The sequence below is a fragment of the Streptomyces sp. DSM 40750 genome (genome assembly GCF_024612035.1).
Taxonomy (GTDB): Bacteria; Actinomycetota; Actinomycetes; order Streptomycetales; family Streptomycetaceae; genus Streptomyces.
Map to the genome: position 1 here is coordinate 717,255 of NZ_CP102513.1, position 15,065 is coordinate 732,319.

The 15,065-nt window shown below is 72.0% G+C and carries 19 protein-coding genes and 1 pseudogene; 10 read left to right on the plus strand and 10 right to left on the minus strand.

Features of this window, described 5'->3' with window-relative positions:
• Positions 1 to 143: 143 nt before the first annotated feature.
• The gene (locus JIX55_RS03475) at positions 144 to 575 is read right to left on the minus strand and encodes a MarR family winged helix-turn-helix transcriptional regulator (protein ID WP_257569202.1); all 432 of its coding nucleotides are present in this window, start codon (positions 573 to 575) and stop codon (positions 144 to 146) included.
• Between the two features lie 198 nt (positions 576 to 773).
• Here JIX55_RS03475 and JIX55_RS03480 point away from each other — a divergent pair, with 198 nt between their 5' ends.
• Genes JIX55_RS03480 through JIX55_RS03500 form a run of 5 tightly spaced genes read left to right on the plus strand, consistent with a single transcriptional unit; the run spans position 774 to position 5,362 of the window.
• The gene (locus JIX55_RS03480) at positions 774 to 1,673 is read left to right on the plus strand and encodes an STAS domain-containing protein (RefSeq protein ID WP_257561726.1); all 900 of its coding nucleotides are present in this window, start codon (positions 774 to 776) and stop codon (positions 1,671 to 1,673) included.
• Positions 1,670 to 2,110 (plus strand): STAS domain-containing protein, encoded by a 441-nt coding sequence (locus JIX55_RS03485; RefSeq protein ID WP_257561727.1) that lies wholly within the window; start codon positions 1,670 to 1,672, stop codon positions 2,108 to 2,110. Before JIX55_RS03480 ends, JIX55_RS03485 begins: the two co-directional genes overlap by 4 nt.
• A complete protein-coding gene (locus tag JIX55_RS03490) occupies positions 2,110 to 2,550 on the plus strand; it encodes an anti-sigma regulatory factor (protein ID WP_257569203.1) in 441 nt (146 codons plus the stop codon). Before JIX55_RS03485 ends, JIX55_RS03490 begins: the two co-directional genes overlap by 1 nt.
• Positions 2,550 to 3,620: an ATP-binding SpoIIE family protein phosphatase gene (locus JIX55_RS03495; RefSeq protein WP_257561728.1), complete on the plus strand. Its 1,071-nt coding sequence runs from the start codon at positions 2,550 to 2,552 to the stop codon at positions 3,618 to 3,620. Before JIX55_RS03490 ends, JIX55_RS03495 begins: the two co-directional genes overlap by 1 nt.
• Positions 3,617 to 5,362: a PP2C family protein-serine/threonine phosphatase gene (locus JIX55_RS03500; protein WP_257561730.1), complete on the plus strand. Its 1,746-nt coding sequence runs from the start codon at positions 3,617 to 3,619 to the stop codon at positions 5,360 to 5,362. Before JIX55_RS03495 ends, JIX55_RS03500 begins: the two co-directional genes overlap by 4 nt.
• Positions 5,363 to 5,366: 4 nt before the next feature.
• On the opposite strand, the gene JIX55_RS03505 is transcribed toward JIX55_RS03500, so the two are convergent.
• The 5 genes from JIX55_RS03505 to JIX55_RS03525 form a co-directional block, all read right to left on the minus strand.
• Entirely contained in the window at positions 5,367 to 5,780 is a 414-nt protein-coding gene (locus JIX55_RS03505) for a MarR family winged helix-turn-helix transcriptional regulator (RefSeq protein ID WP_257561731.1), read from the minus strand.
• A gap of 89 nt (positions 5,781 to 5,869) precedes the next feature.
• Complete coding sequence (locus JIX55_RS03510; RefSeq protein WP_257561732.1) at positions 5,870 to 6,679, minus strand: SAM-dependent methyltransferase; 810 nt, start codon at positions 6,677 to 6,679, stop codon at positions 5,870 to 5,872.
• 34 nt (positions 6,680 to 6,713) lie between these two features.
• Entirely contained in the window at positions 6,714 to 7,229 is a 516-nt protein-coding gene (locus JIX55_RS03515) for a hypothetical protein (protein ID WP_257561733.1), read from the minus strand.
• 345 nt (positions 7,230 to 7,574) lie between these two features.
• A complete protein-coding gene (locus JIX55_RS03520; protein ID WP_257561734.1) occupies positions 7,575 to 7,826 on the minus strand; it encodes a DUF397 domain-containing protein in 252 nt (83 codons plus the stop codon).
• Between the two features lie 3 nt (positions 7,827 to 7,829).
• Positions 7,830 to 8,651 carry a helix-turn-helix domain-containing protein gene (locus JIX55_RS03525; RefSeq protein WP_257561735.1) on the minus strand — a complete coding sequence of 274 codons (822 nt, stop codon included), beginning with the start codon at positions 8,649 to 8,651 and terminating at the stop codon, positions 7,830 to 7,832.
• Positions 8,652 to 8,954: 303 nt separating this feature from the next.
• Here JIX55_RS03525 and JIX55_RS03530 point away from each other — a divergent pair, with 303 nt between their 5' ends.
• The gene (locus JIX55_RS03530; protein WP_257561736.1) at positions 8,955 to 10,367 is read left to right on the plus strand and encodes a hypothetical protein; all 1,413 of its coding nucleotides are present in this window, start codon (positions 8,955 to 8,957) and stop codon (positions 10,365 to 10,367) included.
• Between the two features lie 37 nt (positions 10,368 to 10,404).
• On the opposite strand, the gene JIX55_RS03535 is transcribed toward JIX55_RS03530, so the two are convergent.
• Positions 10,405 to 10,512 carry an SDR family oxidoreductase gene (locus tag JIX55_RS03535; RefSeq protein WP_257561737.1) on the minus strand — a complete coding sequence of 36 codons (108 nt, stop codon included), beginning with the start codon at positions 10,510 to 10,512 and terminating at the stop codon, positions 10,405 to 10,407.
• 52 nt (positions 10,513 to 10,564) lie between these two features.
• A pseudogene (locus tag JIX55_RS03540) lies at positions 10,565 to 10,654 on the minus strand (SDR family NAD(P)-dependent oxidoreductase); the annotation flags it as partial.
• A gap of 352 nt (positions 10,655 to 11,006) precedes the next feature.
• On the opposite strand from JIX55_RS03540, the gene JIX55_RS03545 reads away from it, so the two are divergent.
• From JIX55_RS03545 to JIX55_RS03555, 3 genes are all read left to right on the plus strand, one after another.
• Positions 11,007 to 11,312, plus strand: coding sequence for a hypothetical protein (locus tag JIX55_RS03545; RefSeq protein WP_257561738.1), 306 nt, complete (start codon positions 11,007 to 11,009; stop codon positions 11,310 to 11,312).
• Positions 11,313 to 11,326: 14 nt separating this feature from the next.
• Positions 11,327 to 11,866: a DUF6624 domain-containing protein gene (locus tag JIX55_RS03550; protein WP_257561739.1), complete on the plus strand. Its 540-nt coding sequence runs from the start codon at positions 11,327 to 11,329 to the stop codon at positions 11,864 to 11,866.
• A 106-nt stretch (positions 11,867 to 11,972) separates the two neighbouring features.
• On the plus strand, positions 11,973 to 12,509 hold the full coding sequence (locus JIX55_RS03555; RefSeq protein WP_257561740.1) for a GNAT family N-acetyltransferase: 537 nt from the start codon (positions 11,973 to 11,975) through the stop codon (positions 12,507 to 12,509).
• 38 nt (positions 12,510 to 12,547) lie between these two features.
• Here JIX55_RS03555 and JIX55_RS03560 read toward each other — a convergent pair whose 3' ends face one another.
• The gene (locus JIX55_RS03560) at positions 12,548 to 13,456 is read right to left on the minus strand and encodes a LysR family transcriptional regulator (RefSeq protein WP_257561741.1); all 909 of its coding nucleotides are present in this window, start codon (positions 13,454 to 13,456) and stop codon (positions 12,548 to 12,550) included.
• A gap of 72 nt (positions 13,457 to 13,528) precedes the next feature.
• Here JIX55_RS03560 and JIX55_RS03565 point away from each other — a divergent pair, with 72 nt between their 5' ends.
• The gene (locus tag JIX55_RS03565; protein ID WP_257561742.1) at positions 13,529 to 13,918 is read left to right on the plus strand and encodes a RidA family protein; all 390 of its coding nucleotides are present in this window, start codon (positions 13,529 to 13,531) and stop codon (positions 13,916 to 13,918) included.
• A 44-nt stretch (positions 13,919 to 13,962) separates the two neighbouring features.
• Here JIX55_RS03565 and mraY read toward each other — a convergent pair whose 3' ends face one another.
• The gene (gene mraY / locus JIX55_RS03570) at positions 13,963 to 15,030 is read right to left on the minus strand and encodes a phospho-N-acetylmuramoyl-pentapeptide-transferase (RefSeq protein WP_257561743.1); all 1,068 of its coding nucleotides are present in this window, start codon (positions 15,028 to 15,030) and stop codon (positions 13,963 to 13,965) included.
• Between the last annotated feature and the right edge of the window lie 35 nt (positions 15,031 to 15,065).

The window sequence follows — 15,065 nt, forward strand, 5'->3', positions numbered from 1 at the left end:
GCACAGCGGGAGCCTGCACATGGTTAACAGTTGTCGTTTGACAACTATGGCCGGAGGCAACAGAGTGAGCCGAGGCCGAGCACAGCCGGGCACAGGGGAAGGGTGGGGATGAGGCTGTCGGACCGGGGTCGGGTCGGCGGCGGTCAGGCGCTTCGGGCGTCGGTGGCGTCGCCCTCGTGGATCTGTGTCGCGGCGGCGGCGCAGAACGCCTCCAGCCCCTCCAGCAGCGCGGTCCGCCGCGCGGTCGGCATCTGCTCCAGCACGGACCGCAGGGCGCGTTCACGGCGGGCGCGCAGGTCCACCAGGAAGGACCGTCCGCGTCGGCTCAGCCGCAGAGACAGCTCGCGCCTGCTGGCCGTGCCGGCCCGGCGCTCGACGAAGCCCACCGCCTCCAGTCGGTCGCACAGCCGGCTGGTGGAGGGCGGCGTGGAGCCGAGGGCGTCGGCGAGCGTACGCAGATTGATGCCGTCGTTGTGCTCCAGGATGAACAGCACGCGGATCTGGGAGGCGGACACCGGCGCCGTCGAGGCGCGTCCCCACAGGACCTCCAGCAGCTCGGCCGCCTCGGAGGTCATACGCGCCACCTCGTCGGGCGGCGGGTGGGGGGAGGAAGTCACGGGCCCACTCTTCCAGGCATCCCGAACACTGTCAGCTGTGGATTCAGGAGTTGACCGTGGAGCCGGGCGAGCGGGTCGTGTCCGGCCCCACCGGCGACCACGCCCACCAGTCGTTTCCCGAAGCGGGGAGGCGCGACAGCACGTGAGGAGAGACCCGTGCCGGAACAGGACACGGCAGACCGGCGGATGACACCGGCGCAGGAAGTGGCGAACTTCCTGCGCGGCCGGCAGGAGCAGATCGCGCAGCGCTGGGCCGACGCGGCGCTGTTCCGCACCGTCTTCACCCATTCCCGGGACGAGGCGGTGGAGGCGGGCCGGGCCGTCGTGGACGCGCTCGCCGCCGTGGCCTCCGCGGCCGGCGTCGAGGACGCGGAGGCCGGTGGCTTCCACGTCGTACGCGAGCAGTTGGCGCGGACGGCGGCGTCGCGGGCCCGGGCCGGTTCCACCATCACCCAGATCTCCGCCGAGGTGGACGCGCTGCGGCCGCCCGTCACCGAACTCCTCGTCGCCGAGCTCTCCGGTGTGTCCGCCGAACACCTCCGTGAGTGCACCACGACCCTGACGGTCCTCATGGGCACCCTGCGTCTGGTCGTGCTGGAGACGGCCCTGAGCGATGTGGAGGAGGTCATCGACCGGCAGCGCCTGCAGCTCATGGAGGTCGCCACGCCGGTGATCAAGCTGTGGGAGGGCATCGTCGCCGTCCCCCTGATCGGCACGCTGGACAGCGCGCGCAGCCAGGTCGTGATGGAGACGCTGCTGAACTCGATCGTCGAGCAGCACGCCAGGTTCGCCATCCTGGACATCACCGGGGTGCCTACCGTCGACTCCCTGGTGGCCCAGCACCTCATGAAGACCGTGGCGGCGGCGAGGCTGATGGGAGCCGAGTGCATCGTCTCCGGCATCCGGCCGGCCATCGCGCAGACCATCGTCCATCTGGGCATCGACCTGAGCTCGGTGCTCACCCGCGCGAGCCTCGCGGACGCACTCGCCTACGCGTTGCGGGAACAGGGCACGGACATCGTGTCCCACGATGTCGCCGGTTCGGGGCCCAGGTGAGCGGCGACTTCCCCGCGCCGTACGGCGGGCCGTCGCCGTACGGCGGAACCGTACCCGTCCTCAAGCTCGGCGACGTCCTCCTGGTGTCGCTCCAGGGCGATCTGCACGACGGCACGGCGGAGCAGCTCCAGCAGGACATCAGCGACACGGTCGCGCGCAGCGGGGCGACGGGCGTGGTCATCGACCTCTCGGGTGTGGAGATCGTCGACTCGTTCCTGGGGCGGGTGCTCGGCGACATCGCCGCCCAGACGAGTCTCCTCGCCGCCAGGACGGTGGTGGCGGGGATGCGGCCGGCCGTGGCGATCACGCTGGTGGAGCTGGGGCTGACCCTGCCGGGACTGCGTACCGCGCTCAGCACCGAGGAGGCGATGCGTCTCCTCGGCGAATCGGACCCGACCTTTCCCCGCCGGGGGCACGCCCGCCAGGAGAGTCCGTGATGCAGACCGTCGGCGGCATCTCCGCCTGCCTGCCGATCCACTCGGATCTGGATCTGGTGTGGGTACGGCAGCATGTACGGCAGGCGGCCGCCCAGCTCGGCTTCGGTCTGGTCGAGCAGACCAAACTGGTCACGGCCGCCAGCGAGTTGGCCCGCAACACCCTGGTCCACGGCGGCGGGGGCCAGATGGAGTGCGAGCCGGTGGACAGGGGCGGCGCACGGGGTCTGCGGCTGACGTTCAGCGACGAGGGGCCGGGCATCGCGGATCTCGACCAGGCGCTCATCGACGGCTACACCTCCGGCGATGGCCTGGGCATGGGTCTGGGCGGCGCCCGGCGGCTGGTTCACGAGTTCACGATCGACAGCCGCCCCGGCTCGGGCACCACGGTGACCGTGACCTCCTGGATGTCGGGTGCGCCGCGCCCGCGCGAGGAGCGGTGATGCCGCGCGTCTGGGAGGTTCCGGTGCACGACTCGACCCGGGTGCGGGACGCCCGGGTGGCCGCCGAGGCCGCGGCCGCGCGGGCCGGGCTCGACGAGAGCCGCGCCGCCGGTGCCGCGCTGGTGGCCACCGAGCTGGCCACCAATCTGCTCAAGCACGCCGGCGGCGGGCTGATGCTGCTGGACGTCATGGCCCGCCCCGCGCCGGACCGGGCGGACGGCGCGGCCTCGCTGGTGCAGATCATGGCGATCGACCACGGGCCGGGGATGCCCGATGTCGCGGGCGCCCTGCGCGACGGCTTCTCGACCACGTCCTCGCTCGGCGCGGGCCTCGGCACCTGCCACCGCGTCGCCGACGACTTCGACCTGCACAGCACCGTCGGCCGGGGCACCGTCGCCCTCGCCCGGATCGGCACCCGGCCGGGGCGCCGACGCGCGCCGGCCCGCTCCCCCGCCCCGGCCGTGCGCGCCGGGGGCGTCAACATCCCCTTCGCCGGCGCGGAGTTCTCCGGCGACGCCTGGGCGTGGGTCCGGGCGGGCGACCTCACCACACTGATGCTGGCCGACGGGCTGGGCCACGGCCTGGCGGCGGCACACGCCTCCTCGGCGGCCGTGGAGCAGCTGTGCCGGGCGCCCGAGCTGCCTCCCGCCCAGCTGCTGCGGAGGCTGGAGGGCGCGCTGCGGGACACCCGGGGCGCGGCCGTGGCCGTGGCCCAACTCGACACCGCCGCCGGACGGTTGCTGTTCTCCGGCATCGGCAACATCGGAGCGCGGCTGCGCACCGGCGCGAACTGGCAGCCGATGCTGTCGCGGCCCGGCATAGTCGGCGCCCACCGGGCGGCGCACCTGCCGCAGCACGAGGTGGCCTGGGGGGACGACTGTCTTCTCGTGCTGCACAGCGACGGCCTGCCGAGCCGCTGGAGTCCGGGCCCCGCCGCCCACAGCCCCACCCTCGACCCCGCTGTGATCGCCGCCGTGATCGTGCGCGACGCGAGCAGCCCCGCCCGGCCGGTACGCGACGACACCACCGTCGCGGTGCTGAGCCCCTCCCCGCCGGACCATCTCCCATGACCCGTACCTGGCACATCAGTTCCGTCACCGACGCGGCTCGGGCCCGTATCGCCACCGCGCGGCTGGCCACCGCGCACGGGGTGTCCCCGACCGACCGGGCCCGGCTGGTGTCCGTGCTCACCGCGCAGCTGAGGCAGTGCCTCACCAAGGGAGGCACGTGGCTGCTGACCGCGCGGGCCACCACGGCGCGGCCCGGCGGCACCCGGTTCCTGGTCGAGTTGACGTCGGCGACGCAGCGGCCGGGCGAGTTCCGCCGGCCCTGGCGGCTGACGGTCTCCTGCTCGGAGGAGGTGCGGCTGCCGGACAGCGAGCATGTGGCCGGCGATCCGGCGACGCTCGCGGAAGCCCTGTTCGGGGCCGACGAGGACGCCGCGCTACTGCTGGAGAAGCTCGGCGAGCAGGAGGCGCTGGTGGCGTTCCACCGCGAGGAACTCCACCAGACCAACCAGGGTGTTCTCGCCCTGCACGCCGAGCTGGACGCGGCCGGGCGGGCGCAGCGCGAACTCTTCGCCGCCGAGCAGAAGGCCCGCAAGGAGGCGGAGAAGGCCCGCGGCAGACTCACCTTCCTCGCCGACGCCAGCGCCGCCCTGACGGCGTCCCTGAACCCCGACGCGGTCGTGCGGCTGCTCCCCGCGCTCCTGGTGCCCCGGTACGCCCGCACCGCCGACGTATGGCTGTTCGACGGGGAGGACGATGTGCGCCGGGGCGGCCCGCATCCGGCCGCCGCCGTTGTCGCGGCCCGCCGAGGGCGCCCCCAGTACGCCGCCGACCACCCCGGCGGTCTGCCCGGCGTCGACGACCAGCCGCCCTCGGCGCTCGACCCCACCCGGCCGCTGCTGTGCGTGCCGCTGATGACCCGCCGCGCCCCCCTGGGCGTGCTGACGCTGTCACCGCCCGACGACGAGCGCTGGGACGCCGACGACGCCTTCATGCTGATCGAGCTCGCCCGGCGGGCCGGTGTCGCCCTGGAGAACGCCCGGCGCTTCGAGCACAACCGCGACATCGCCGAGACCCTGCAACGCGCCCTGCTCACCGAGCTGCCCACCACCCCGGGCCTGCGGCTCGCCGCGCGCTATCTGCCGGCCACCCGGGGCCTGAACATCGGCGGTGACTGGTACGACGCCTTCCGCCAGCCCGACGGCAGCCTGATCACCGTCATCGGCGACGTCACCGGCCATGGTCTGCACGCCGCGGTGATGATGAGCCAGCTGCGGACCGCGCTGCGCGCCTACGCGGTCGACGGCAAGAGCCCCGGCCAGCTCCTCACCCATCTGCATCTGTTCCTGCACCATCTGCAGCCCGACCTGTACGCCACCGCCGTCATCGCCCGGTTCCATCCCCACGAGCCCACCCTCACCTGGGCCGCCGCGGGGCATCCGCCGCCGGTGCTGCGCTCGCCCGACGGGCAGGTGCGGATCCTGGACGCCAAGCCCGGCGCGATGCTCGGCATCCCCATCCGACAGGAGATCGCCGACCACACCGTCCCGCTGCCGCCCGGCTCCACCCTGGCCCTCTACACGGACGGGCTGGTGGAACGCCGCGCCCAGGGCATCGACCCGGGCATCGAACGGCTGGCCACGGCCCTCGGGACACTCCGGCCCGCCACGCTCGACGAGGACCTCGAAGCATCGGCCGACCTGCTCCTCCACCCCCTGCTGGACGACGAGCACGAGGACGACGTGTGCCTGCTGCTGTGCCATGTGCACAGCGAGCCGGGCGACCTCACGGCCCGGCTCCCCTGACCGGTCACCCGAGGGCCCGCAGCGCCTGCTCGACTCGCGCACGCTCCGCCTGCGGCAGCGCCCCCAAGGCCTCGGTCAGACGCACCGACAGGCGCTCGGTGACGTCCGCGAGAAGCCCGCGTCCACGCGCGGTGACCACCAGGCGCACCTCACGCCGGTCGTCGAGCCGGACGTACCGCTGGAGCAGGCCGGCCGCTTCGAGCCGGTCGCAGAGCCGACTGGCCGTGGGCAGGCCGACGCCGAGCTGCTCGGCCAGGGCGGTGAGGTTCAGCTCGGGCCGGTGGCGCACCGCTCTCAGCGCCAGGACCTGTCTCGGTGACAGCCGCGGGGTGACGTCCTCGACGGCCGAGAACCAGAGCGGCACCAGGTTCTCCACGACGTCGAGAACCTGCCGGGCGAGATCCGCGGGGCCGGTCATGCGGGGGGCCTACCCGAAGTGCCCGGGAGTACACGGCCGCCACCGCACGCTCCCGCGTCGCCCAAGTCGCCCGTCGCGGCGCGGCGTTGCTACGCCTTGTAGGCCACTCCCCCGTACACGTCCGTCGGCTCCGGGGTCGTGCCCGGCTCCGGGCGCCACAGCGGGCAGGACACGATGCCGGGCTCCAGGAGTTCCAGGCCCTCGTAGTACGCGTGCAGCTGCCGGGGGCTGCGCAGGACGTACGGGACGGCGCCGGTGTCGTCGTAGCCGTCCTGGGCGCGCTTGAGTTCGGCGTCGGTGTCCGTGCTGTCGTAGTGGACGAAGTAGCTGCCCGACGGCAGGGCGGCCTGGAGGCTGCGGACGATCTCCTTGGCCTCCTCGTAGTCCTGGATGTGGCCGAGGATGCCCATCAGCATCAGGGCCACCGGCTTGCTGAAGTCGAGGATCTTGCCGGCGGCTTCGAGGATGGTGGCCGGGTCGTGCAGGTCCGCGTCGACGTAGTCGGTGACCCCCTCGGGGGTGCTGGTGAGCAGGGCCTGCGCGTGCCGCAGTACCAGGGGGTCGTTGTCGACGTAGACGATGCGGGACTCGGGGGCCGCCTTCTGGGCGACCTGGTGGGTGTTGTCGTACGTCGGAAGGCCGGTGCCGATGTCCAGGAACTGGCGGATGCCGCGCTCCCGGGCCACGAAGGTGACCGTGCGGATGAGGTAGACGCGGGAGGCGCGGGCCATCGTCTCGATGTTGGGGGCGATCTCCCGGTAGGCGTCTCCCGCGACGCGGTCGACCTCGTAGTTGTCCTTGCCGCCCATCCAGTAGTTCCAGATGCGGGCCGAGTGCGGCACCGTGGTGTCGATCTTGGACAGGGCTTCCTGATCGGGAGTGGGGTGGCCGTCTGCCATGGGAACTCTCCTGCCTCACATCGCGTGGTCGTCGCTAACCTATCGTCAACTGCTCTGTGTTTCGCCAGAGTTGGGACGGCCGAGAAGCGGGGGCACGGATGGGGCGGCTCGGCTCGCCGGCATCGAGGGTCACCACGGGAACGTGCTGGGCGAGGGTGCGGAAGGCCCGGGCGTAGGCGGTGGCGGCCTCCACGGCCTCGGCGCTGTGCGCATGACCCGACGTCGCGGTCAGGTGGAGCATGGCTCCGTCGCGTTCGGCCACGGTTTCGGCGAGGTCCAGGGCCTGGATCCAGGTCACCCGGGAGCGGCCGCGGCGCAGCGGCCCGTACACGAGTTCCGCGACGAGGTTCCCGTCGACGGCCGGCCGACCGGGTCCGGCGAGGAGTTCGCGGTACGGCAGGGCCGGGTCCAGGTGGTGGAGGAAGGGCGGCATGTGCCGGACCTCGAAGCCGAGGTGGGCCAGCTCGGTCATCAGGTGGGTCCTGCCGGGACCTTCGTGTCCCTCGATGATCAGGGTCCGGTACTGGGTGAGCGTGGACGGCAGGATCATTCCCGCCCCTCGGGAGCGGCCCGGCCGGGGCGGCCGGCGTGTCCGGCGGGCGGCATGGCTCGACCCGGGACACGAGGCGGCGTACGCATGCCGCTCCCTTCGGGTGGTGCGCGGCGGGTGTCGGCTCCCCAGTCTGTGTGCGGCCGGGAGGCGACGGGAGTGCGTTTGCGGGTTGTCCGGTTGTGCGGGCGTAGTGATCCGCGCGGTGGCCGAACGGCCGTCGGGCGAAGCGGAACGGCCGGGCGGCCGGGCGGACTTCGGACGGTCCCGGGTGACCGGACGGGCGCCAGGCGATCCCCGGTGGCCGGACGGTGGCCAGGCGATCCGGGAGCTGGCGGGCAGCCCTCAGGCGATGAGGAAGTCGGCCTGGCCGGCCTTGGCGCCCTCCAGGAAGGCCACTATCTCCTCCCGCGAGTAGACGAGGGCGGGGCCGTCCGGGTCGGTGGACTGACGGAAGGCCACGCTGCCGTCGGGCAGGCGCTTGGCCTCGACGCAGGAACCGCCGTTGGTGCCGCTCCAGGGCTTGCGCCAGCCCTCGGCGCCGAGTTCGGGTGCGGGCATACCGCTGTGAACGGGGTCGTTGGGTGTCCTTGCCATGTGTCACAACTCCTTGCGTAGTGCCGCCAGGATGTCCCTGGTCCGGGCCACCGGTTCCGCCTGCACGGACATCCGGTCCATGACCTCCAGGTAGGTCACGACGTCCGCGGGCTGGTCGACGTACTGGGCGCCCGCGAGGCCCTCGGTGTAGACGATGTCGGGGAGTTCGGAGAAGCCGAAGCGGAAGTAGTGGAAGGGGCCGTAGGCCCCCGGGTGGGGTCCGGCCGCGAACCGCATGATCTGGATCCTGACCTTGGGCCGCTCCGTCGCCTCGGCGAGCCGGTCGATCTGGGCCCGCATCACCTGGGGACCGCCCACCGGCCGGCGCAGCACGGTCTCGTCGAGGATGGCCCAGACGGCCGGTGCCTCGGGTTTGACCAGCAGGTCCTGGCGTCTGAGGCGCAGGGCGACCCGGCGGTCGACGTCCTCGGGGCTCGCGTTCGGGAAGCCGACACGCATGAGCGCGGCGGCGTAGTCGTGGGTCTGCAACAGGCCGGGTACGTACTGGGGTTCGTAGAGACGGATGACGGCGGCTTCGCTCTCCAGGCTCACGTACGCGCTGAACCACTCCGGCAGCACGTCGCGGAACTTGTGCCACCAGCCGGGCTGGTTGGCCTCGCGCGCCAGGGAGAGGAAGTCCTCGATCTCGGCGCCGGAGACCCCGTAGGTGCGCAGCAGCTCCTTCACGTAGGGGATACGGAGACCGACCTCGGCCTTTTCCATGCGGCGGACCGTCAGGGCGGTGACCTCGATGGCGCGGGCGGCGTCGTCGAAGGAGACTCCGGCCTGCTCCCGCAGCTGCCGGAGCCGTTTGCCGAGAACCATGCGCAGGACCGTGGGCGCCGCAGGAGCACTCCCTCCTGAGCGGGTCTCACTCACGTGCAACCTCCCGGGGCGGGATTCACAGCGTGCAGTGTGCCACGCGATCCATTGACACGGACAGGTCCTTGCAGTTCGTTTTGAAATTATCAGAACGCAGGTTGCGGGCTGAGTTCTTCGGCCACCATAGTGCTTGAGTGACCTGCCGCACATCGCGGGCAGCGTCCCTCGAACTCCTCCGGCCCGCCCAGGAGTTGGCGCCACGGCGGGCACGGGTCAAGCCGTGCGCCGACACGATGCGACACCTGGATGGCCGCCGTGACGAACGGATTACCAAGGAACCCGGTCAAGGGGACCGGCGGGCCCAACAAGCCGCTGGCGGCAGCCCTGAAGGAGGCCGGCTGCTCGTACGCCTCCCTCGCCCTCCGGGTCAATGACCTGGGCCGCTGCCAGGGCGCGGAGACCAACTACGACAAGGCCTCCGTCACCCGCTGGCTCCAGGGCCAGCAACCACGGGGAAACACACCGGAGTTGATCGCCGCAGTCCTCGGCGAACGGCTGGGCCGCGCGCTCACTCCGGCCGACCTCGGTTTCCCGCTCGATCGCGGACGACCGGTGACGGGACGGGCGTTGATGTACGTCGAAAACGTGGCGGAGACCCTGCACACCCTGGCCGAGCTGGGCTCCACCGACATCTCCAGGCGCAGTCTGCTCGGCTCCGTGCCCTTCGTGCCGGGCGCGCTGACGACCCCTCAGCGGGCCTGGCTGCTCTGGCTGGTGGAGAGCCGTGACGCTCCCAGGCTCGCACCGGTGTCGGCCGGCGGGCCGGTGGAGCAGGTCCACGCGATGCTCCGCATGTTCGACGAGATGGACAACCACTACGGGGGCGGCGGTATCCGCACGAGCATCGTGCAGTACCTCACCACCGAGGTCATCCCCCTGCTCCAGCAGCGCGGCACGCCGCCGCACCACAGGCGCGAGCTGTTCGCCGCCGCCGCCCGGCTCGCCGCCATGGCGGGCTGGAGTTCCTACGACGCCGGGGAGTACGGCCTCGCCCAGCGGTACATGACGCAGGGGCTCAGGCTCTGCGCGGAGGGCCGCGACCATGTGCTGGGCGGGCAGATCCTCGCCGGGCTCTCCCATCTGGCGACCAGCCTCGGCCGTCCCGACGAGGGCGTGGCCCTGGCCCGCGCCGGGGTCGCCACCGCCAAGGACGCGGGCAGCCCCCTCGGTCTGATGCGGCTGCACGCCATGTCCGCGCGCGGCCACGCGGCGCTGGGCCGGCCCCGCGAGACCGCCGAGGCCCTGCGGGCGGCCGAGAAGCAGCTCGACGCGAGCCGGGGTGCCGCCCACGAGTCGCCCTGGGTGCGGTTCCTCAACCACCACTACCTCCAGGCCGAGTCCGCCGTCTGCTTCCGCGACCTGGGCCTCGCCGCGCAGGCCGAGCACACCGCGGGCGAGTCGGTGCGTGCCAACGCCGACCGCCGCCGACGCCAGGCCATCAGCCGGTCCGTCCTGGCCACGGCCCACCTGCAGCAGAACCGCCTCGACGAGGCGATCGCCACCGCCACCGACGCGCTGGAGGCGCTCAGCGACGTCCACAGCGAACGGTCGATCCAGGCCCTCCGTGACTTCCGGGGGAGACTGGCGTCCCGTCGCCACGAACCCCTGGTGCAGGACTTCGAGCGCCGGTCGCGGGTGGTGCTGGGGGCGGCCGCCTGACGGTGGCCCGCCGCCGTGGACGCGACGGCGGCCGACCTCAGTGGCCGTCCGGTGGGGACGCGTTCTGGGCCCGGTCGGCGGGCAGATGGGCGCCGGAGACGCCGGTCGCCCAGTCGGAGAGCAGGAACACCACCGTGCGTGCCACCTCGTGCGGAGGCGTTGACGCGGATGCGATCGGGGCCCAGCTCGCGGGCCAGGGAGGAGACCAGGTGGATCAGGGAGCTCTGCGCCGCCCCGTACTGGGCGGGTGGTCCCGGTTCCCAGCCGGAGACAGAGCTGATCAGCACGATCGAGCCGCCGTCGGCCGGGCGTCTTCTTCCGCGCCCTCCGTCTCACCCGGACGTTGTACGTACACCGTGGCCGGGAACATACACAGCGCGCGCCACTACCCGCCCGCAACCGCACAACCCCTCCACCACCTGGTGTTTTGTGTGGCCGGTGCTGTTGTCTTCGACAACAGCACCGACGGCCCGCCGCCCCGGCCGCCCCGTGGACACCGAGGAGGAACTCGATGACGGCAGTCAGTGTCGACGCGCCCCGCCGACGGATCCCTGCGGCGGCAGCACACGACCCCGGGTGGAGCGTCCATGACGCCGCGTCCGGCGGTGTGGACCGATCCCTGGACGCGGTGAGGCTGCCTTGATCCCGCTCAGGAGGTCCCGCCTCTTCCGGACGGCGGTGCCCGCCCACCCGTCGTGGGCCGCGGGTGTGCGGCGCACGGTGGCGGCGCACCTCACCCGCTGGGAACTCTCCACGATCCTGGACGACGCCGTCCTCGCCACCGACGAACGCTTCGCCGACGCGGTCCGGCACACGAGCGCCGATCCCGCCGACACCATCGCCGTCGTCGCCGCGCCGGCCGACGACCGGGGCACCGATCCGCCGGAACCGGGTGACGTGGGCAAGAAGGTGCGGTTCTCGCTCGCGGTCCGGGGGCCGGTGTGAAGGGCGCCCCGGCCATGGAACCCACATCCGGCGCGGCGCGGCCCCGCGAGCGGGTCCTCGCCGCCGAGCTGATCCGCAGGGCCGAGGATGAGCGGCGGCTGGCCCAGGAGGCCCGGTCCGCCCCCACCGCGCAGGCCCGCGACCGCATCGCCGCGTGCCACGCCGGCAACGCGGACGCCCTCCGCGCGATCGTCGCCCGCCATGGCTGGCCCACCGCCGAGTCGGTCGGCGAGCCGGCCTCCACGGCGGCCCTCGTGATCCTCCTGCACGCTCCCGACCTCGGCTTCCAGCTCTCCTGCCGCGACCTGATCGCCGAGGCCGTGGCGGACGGCCGCTGTCCCGCCGTGCACCACGCCTACATCGCCGACCACTGCGCCGTCGCACTGAACCAGCCGCAGTTCTACGGCACCCGCATCAACCCCGGCACTCTCTTCCCGTACCCCATCCGCCACCCCGAGACCGTCGACGAACGCCGCCACGACGTGGGCCTCGGCCCCCTGGCCGAACATCTGCGGGCGGTGCGGTGCGGGTTGGGGGCGAGCGGCGGGCTCTAGGCATCGGGGGCGGCGCGTTGCGGGCTGCGCGAGCGGGTCACGGCGGGTGTCCGTACGCCTGGGATATTCGGTCGCTCCCGCCCCGTGATCGCGTTACGTTGGCGCGATGTCCGAACTGCGAACCGATCGCCTGCTCCTGCGCGGATGGCGGAAGTCCGACCTCGCCCCGTGGGCGGCCATGAACGCCGATCCGGAAGTCCGCGAGTACTTTCCCGGTGTCCTGACGAAGGAGCAGAGTGAGGCGTCCGCCGCCCGCTTCCAGGCCGACCTCGACGAGAGGGGCTGGGGCTGGTGGGCGGTGGAGGTGCGCGCCACGGGCGAGTTCATCGGGTTCACCGGCCTGGATCCGGTGGAGGAGGGCATGCCGTTCTCCGGGGTGGAGGCGGGCTGGCGGCTGGCACGTACGGCGTGGGGCCACGGTTACGCCACGGAGGCCGGGCGGGCCGCCGTGGACTTCGGCTTCGAACGCCTCGGCCTCGCCGAGGTCCTCGCGGTGACCACCGCCACCAATCTCCGCTCCCAGGCGGTGATGCGGCGCCTCGGCATGACCCGGGACCCGGCCGACGACTTCGACGACCCGGATGTGCCGGAGGGACCACTGCGGCGGAGCGTGGTGTTCCGGCTGGCGGCGAGGGCCTCGTAGCGCGGAGCGCCGGGCACACGCTGCTCCGCTGCTCCGCTCTAGGACCCGTACGGCGGATCGTGGCCGATGGTCGCGAGGAGGTTGGCCACCAGGGGATTCGGGTCGTTCTCGCGCCAGGCCACGGCGACCCGTGTGCGGGCGGTGCGGGGCTCGATTCCCCGGAAGGCGACGCCCTTGAGGCGGATGCGCCGGATGCTCGCCGGGGCCAGGGAGACGCCCAGTCCGGCTTCCACGAGGGCGCAGACGGTCTGCCACTCCACCGCGTGCTGGGCGACTCGGGGCGTGAAGCCCGCCGCGGTGCACAGGCCGGTGATGCGGTCGTGGAGCTGGGGGCCGACCGCGCGGGGCAGGAGGACGAAGGGAGAGTCCGCCAACTGGCCGACGGAGACGGTTCGTTCAGCGGCGAGGGGATGTGTGGACGGCAGGACGGCCACGAAGGGCTCGGTCAGGACCGTCTTGAAGCCGAGCTCCGTTTCGCCGTCGGGCGGCTCGCGCAGCAGTCCCATGTCGATCGTCTTGTCGTGCAGGGCGGCGATCTGTGGAGCCGTGGTCATCTCGTGGATGTCCAACTCCACGTCGGGGAATCGCTGTCGGAAGGTACGCAGCAGGCCGGGCAGGAGCGTCAGGGCGAGGGAGGCGGCGAAGCCGATCCGCAGCCGGCCGGTTCGGCCGCTGCCGACGGCCCTGGCCGCGGCCAGGCCGTCGGCGAGGTCGGTGAGGGTTCGCCGGGCGACGGGCAGGAGTTGTCGTCCCGCCGGGGTGAGGGTGACGGCTCCCGGCGCTCGGTGGAACAGCGCGTGGCCGACCTTCTCCTCCAGGCGGCGGATCTGCTGGCTCAACGGGGGCTGTGCGATGCCGAGGCGGGCGGCCGCGTGGCCGAAGTGGAGTTCCTCGGCGAGCACGACGAAGGCGTGCAGTTGCGGCAGGGGAAGTTCGGGGCGCTCCATACGCCCAGAGATATCAGCCCGCACCTGTAGCCGTATTAGACGTATCCACGCTGGTCACTTAGCGTTCGGCGCATGACAGAGCGACGTGCGATCCTCAGCGGCTCGACGTTCGAGGAGCAGATCGGCTATGCCCGGGCCGTGGTCGACGGTGACTGGGTGCACGTGTCGGGGACGACCGGGTTCGACTACACCACGATGACGATCTCCGACGACGTGGTGGAGCAGGCCGAGCAGTGCCTGCGGAATATCGAGGCCGCGCTGGCCGAGGCTGAGTGCGCTCTCGCCGACGTGGTGCGGGTGCGGTATCTGCTGCCCGACCGGGACGACTTCGAGCCCTGCTGGCCTGTTCTGCGCCGCGCGTTCGGGGAGGTGCGGCCGGCCGCCACCATGCTCATGTGCGGTCTCGCCGACCCCCGTATGAAGATCGAGATCGAGGTGTACGCACGGCGGGCCACCACGTGATCGCGGCCGCGTGCATCGCGGCCGCGATCATGAGTCCGGATACCTCAGCCCGCGGCCCAGCCCACGTAGAACAGCCCCAGGCCCACGATCACGCATATGCCCTGGATGGTCCAGAAGCGGACCACGACCAGGACTTCGGACCAGCCCTTGAGTTCGAAGTGATGCTGGAGCGGGGCCATGCGGAAGACGCGCTTCCCGGTCAGTTTGAACGAGCCGACCTGGATGACGACCGACAGCGTGATCAGGACGAAGAGCCCGCCCAGGATGGCGACGAGCAGTTCGGTCCGGGAGCAGATGGCGAGGCCCGCGAGCGCGCCGCCGAGGGCGAGGGAGCCGGTGTCGCCCATGAAGATCTTGGCGGGCGAGGTGTTCCACCAGAGGAACCCGAAACAGGCGCCCATCAACGCGGCGGCGACGACGGCGAGGTCGAGCGGATCGCGTACCTCGATACAGGAGGCGGGGTCGGTGAGTTCCATGGCGTTGGCGCACGAGTTCTGGAACTGCCACAGACCGATGAAGGTGTAGCCGCCGAAGACCATGACCGACGCACCGGTGGCGAGGCCGTCCAGACCGTCGGTCAGGTTCACGCCGTTCGACATGGCCAGGATCATGAAGAGCGCCCATACGACGAACAGCACGGGCCCGATGGTCCATCCGAAGTCGGTGACAAACGACAGCTTCAGGGAGGCCGGCGTCTGGCCCCGGTCGTCCGCGAACCGGATGGCGAGAAGGGCGAACACGATGCCGACGATCAGCTGGCCGGCCATCTTCGCTCCGGCCCTCAGCCCCAGCGAACGCCGCTTCACGATCTTGATGTAGTCGTCGAGGAACCCGACGACACCCATCCCCGCCATCAGGAACAGCACCAGGACACCGGGGAACGTCGGGCTCTCACCGGTGATGATCTTCGTCAGGGCGTAGGCGACGAGGGTGGCCAGGATGAAGGCGATGCCCCCCATAGTGGGGGTGCCGCGCTTGCCGTGGTGGCCGCGCGGGCCGTCGTCGCGGATGAACTGCCCATACCCCTTTCGGGCCAGCAGCTTGATCAGCAGCGGAGTGCCGATCAGTGTCAAGAACAGGCCGATGGCCCCGGCAAACAGGATCTGGTTCATCGGACGGCGGTCTCCCCCTCGGTCGCGTTCTGGTA

What these genes read in the sequence shown, in the direction of transcription:
- JIX55_RS03475 (WP_257569202.1), bottom strand. Translation starts at nt 575, where the DNA reads ATGACCTCCGAGGCGGCCGAGCTGCTGGAGGTCCTGTGGGGACGCGCC.
- JIX55_RS03490 (WP_257569203.1), top strand. Translation starts at nt 2,110, where the DNA reads ATGCAGACCGTCGGCGGCATCTCCGCCTGCCTGCCGATCCACTCGGAT.
- JIX55_RS03495 (WP_257561728.1), top strand. Translation starts at nt 2,550, where the DNA reads ATGCCGCGCGTCTGGGAGGTTCCGGTGCACGACTCGACCCGGGTGCGG.
- JIX55_RS03500 (WP_257561730.1), top strand. Translation starts at nt 3,617, where the DNA reads ATGACCCGTACCTGGCACATCAGTTCCGTCACCGACGCGGCTCGGGCC.
- JIX55_RS03505 (WP_257561731.1), bottom strand. Translation starts at nt 5,780, where the DNA reads ATGACCGGCCCCGCGGATCTCGCCCGGCAGGTTCTCGACGTCGTGGAG.
- JIX55_RS03510 (WP_257561732.1), bottom strand. Translation starts at nt 6,679, where the DNA reads ATGGCAGACGGCCACCCCACTCCCGATCAGGAAGCCCTGTCCAAGATC.
- JIX55_RS03515 (WP_257561733.1), bottom strand. Translation starts at nt 7,229, where the DNA reads ATGATCCTGCCGTCCACGCTCACCCAGTACCGGACCCTGATCATCGAG.
- JIX55_RS03520 (WP_257561734.1), bottom strand. Translation starts at nt 7,826, where the DNA reads ATGGCAAGGACACCCAACGACCCCGTTCACAGCGGTATGCCCGCACCC.
- JIX55_RS03525 (WP_257561735.1), bottom strand. Translation starts at nt 8,651, where the DNA reads ATGGTTCTCGGCAAACGGCTCCGGCAGCTGCGGGAGCAGGCCGGAGTC.
- JIX55_RS03530 (WP_257561736.1), top strand. Translation starts at nt 8,955, where the DNA reads ATGGCCGCCGTGACGAACGGATTACCAAGGAACCCGGTCAAGGGGACC.
- JIX55_RS03550 (WP_257561739.1), top strand. Translation starts at nt 11,327, where the DNA reads ATGGAACCCACATCCGGCGCGGCGCGGCCCCGCGAGCGGGTCCTCGCC.
- JIX55_RS03555 (WP_257561740.1), top strand. Translation starts at nt 11,973, where the DNA reads ATGTCCGAACTGCGAACCGATCGCCTGCTCCTGCGCGGATGGCGGAAG.
- JIX55_RS03560 (WP_257561741.1), bottom strand. Translation starts at nt 13,456, where the DNA reads ATGGAGCGCCCCGAACTTCCCCTGCCGCAACTGCACGCCTTCGTCGTG.
- JIX55_RS03565 (WP_257561742.1), top strand. Translation starts at nt 13,529, where the DNA reads ATGACAGAGCGACGTGCGATCCTCAGCGGCTCGACGTTCGAGGAGCAG.
- mraY (WP_257561743.1), bottom strand. Translation starts at nt 15,030, where the DNA reads ATGAACCAGATCCTGTTTGCCGGGGCCATCGGCCTGTTCTTGACACTG.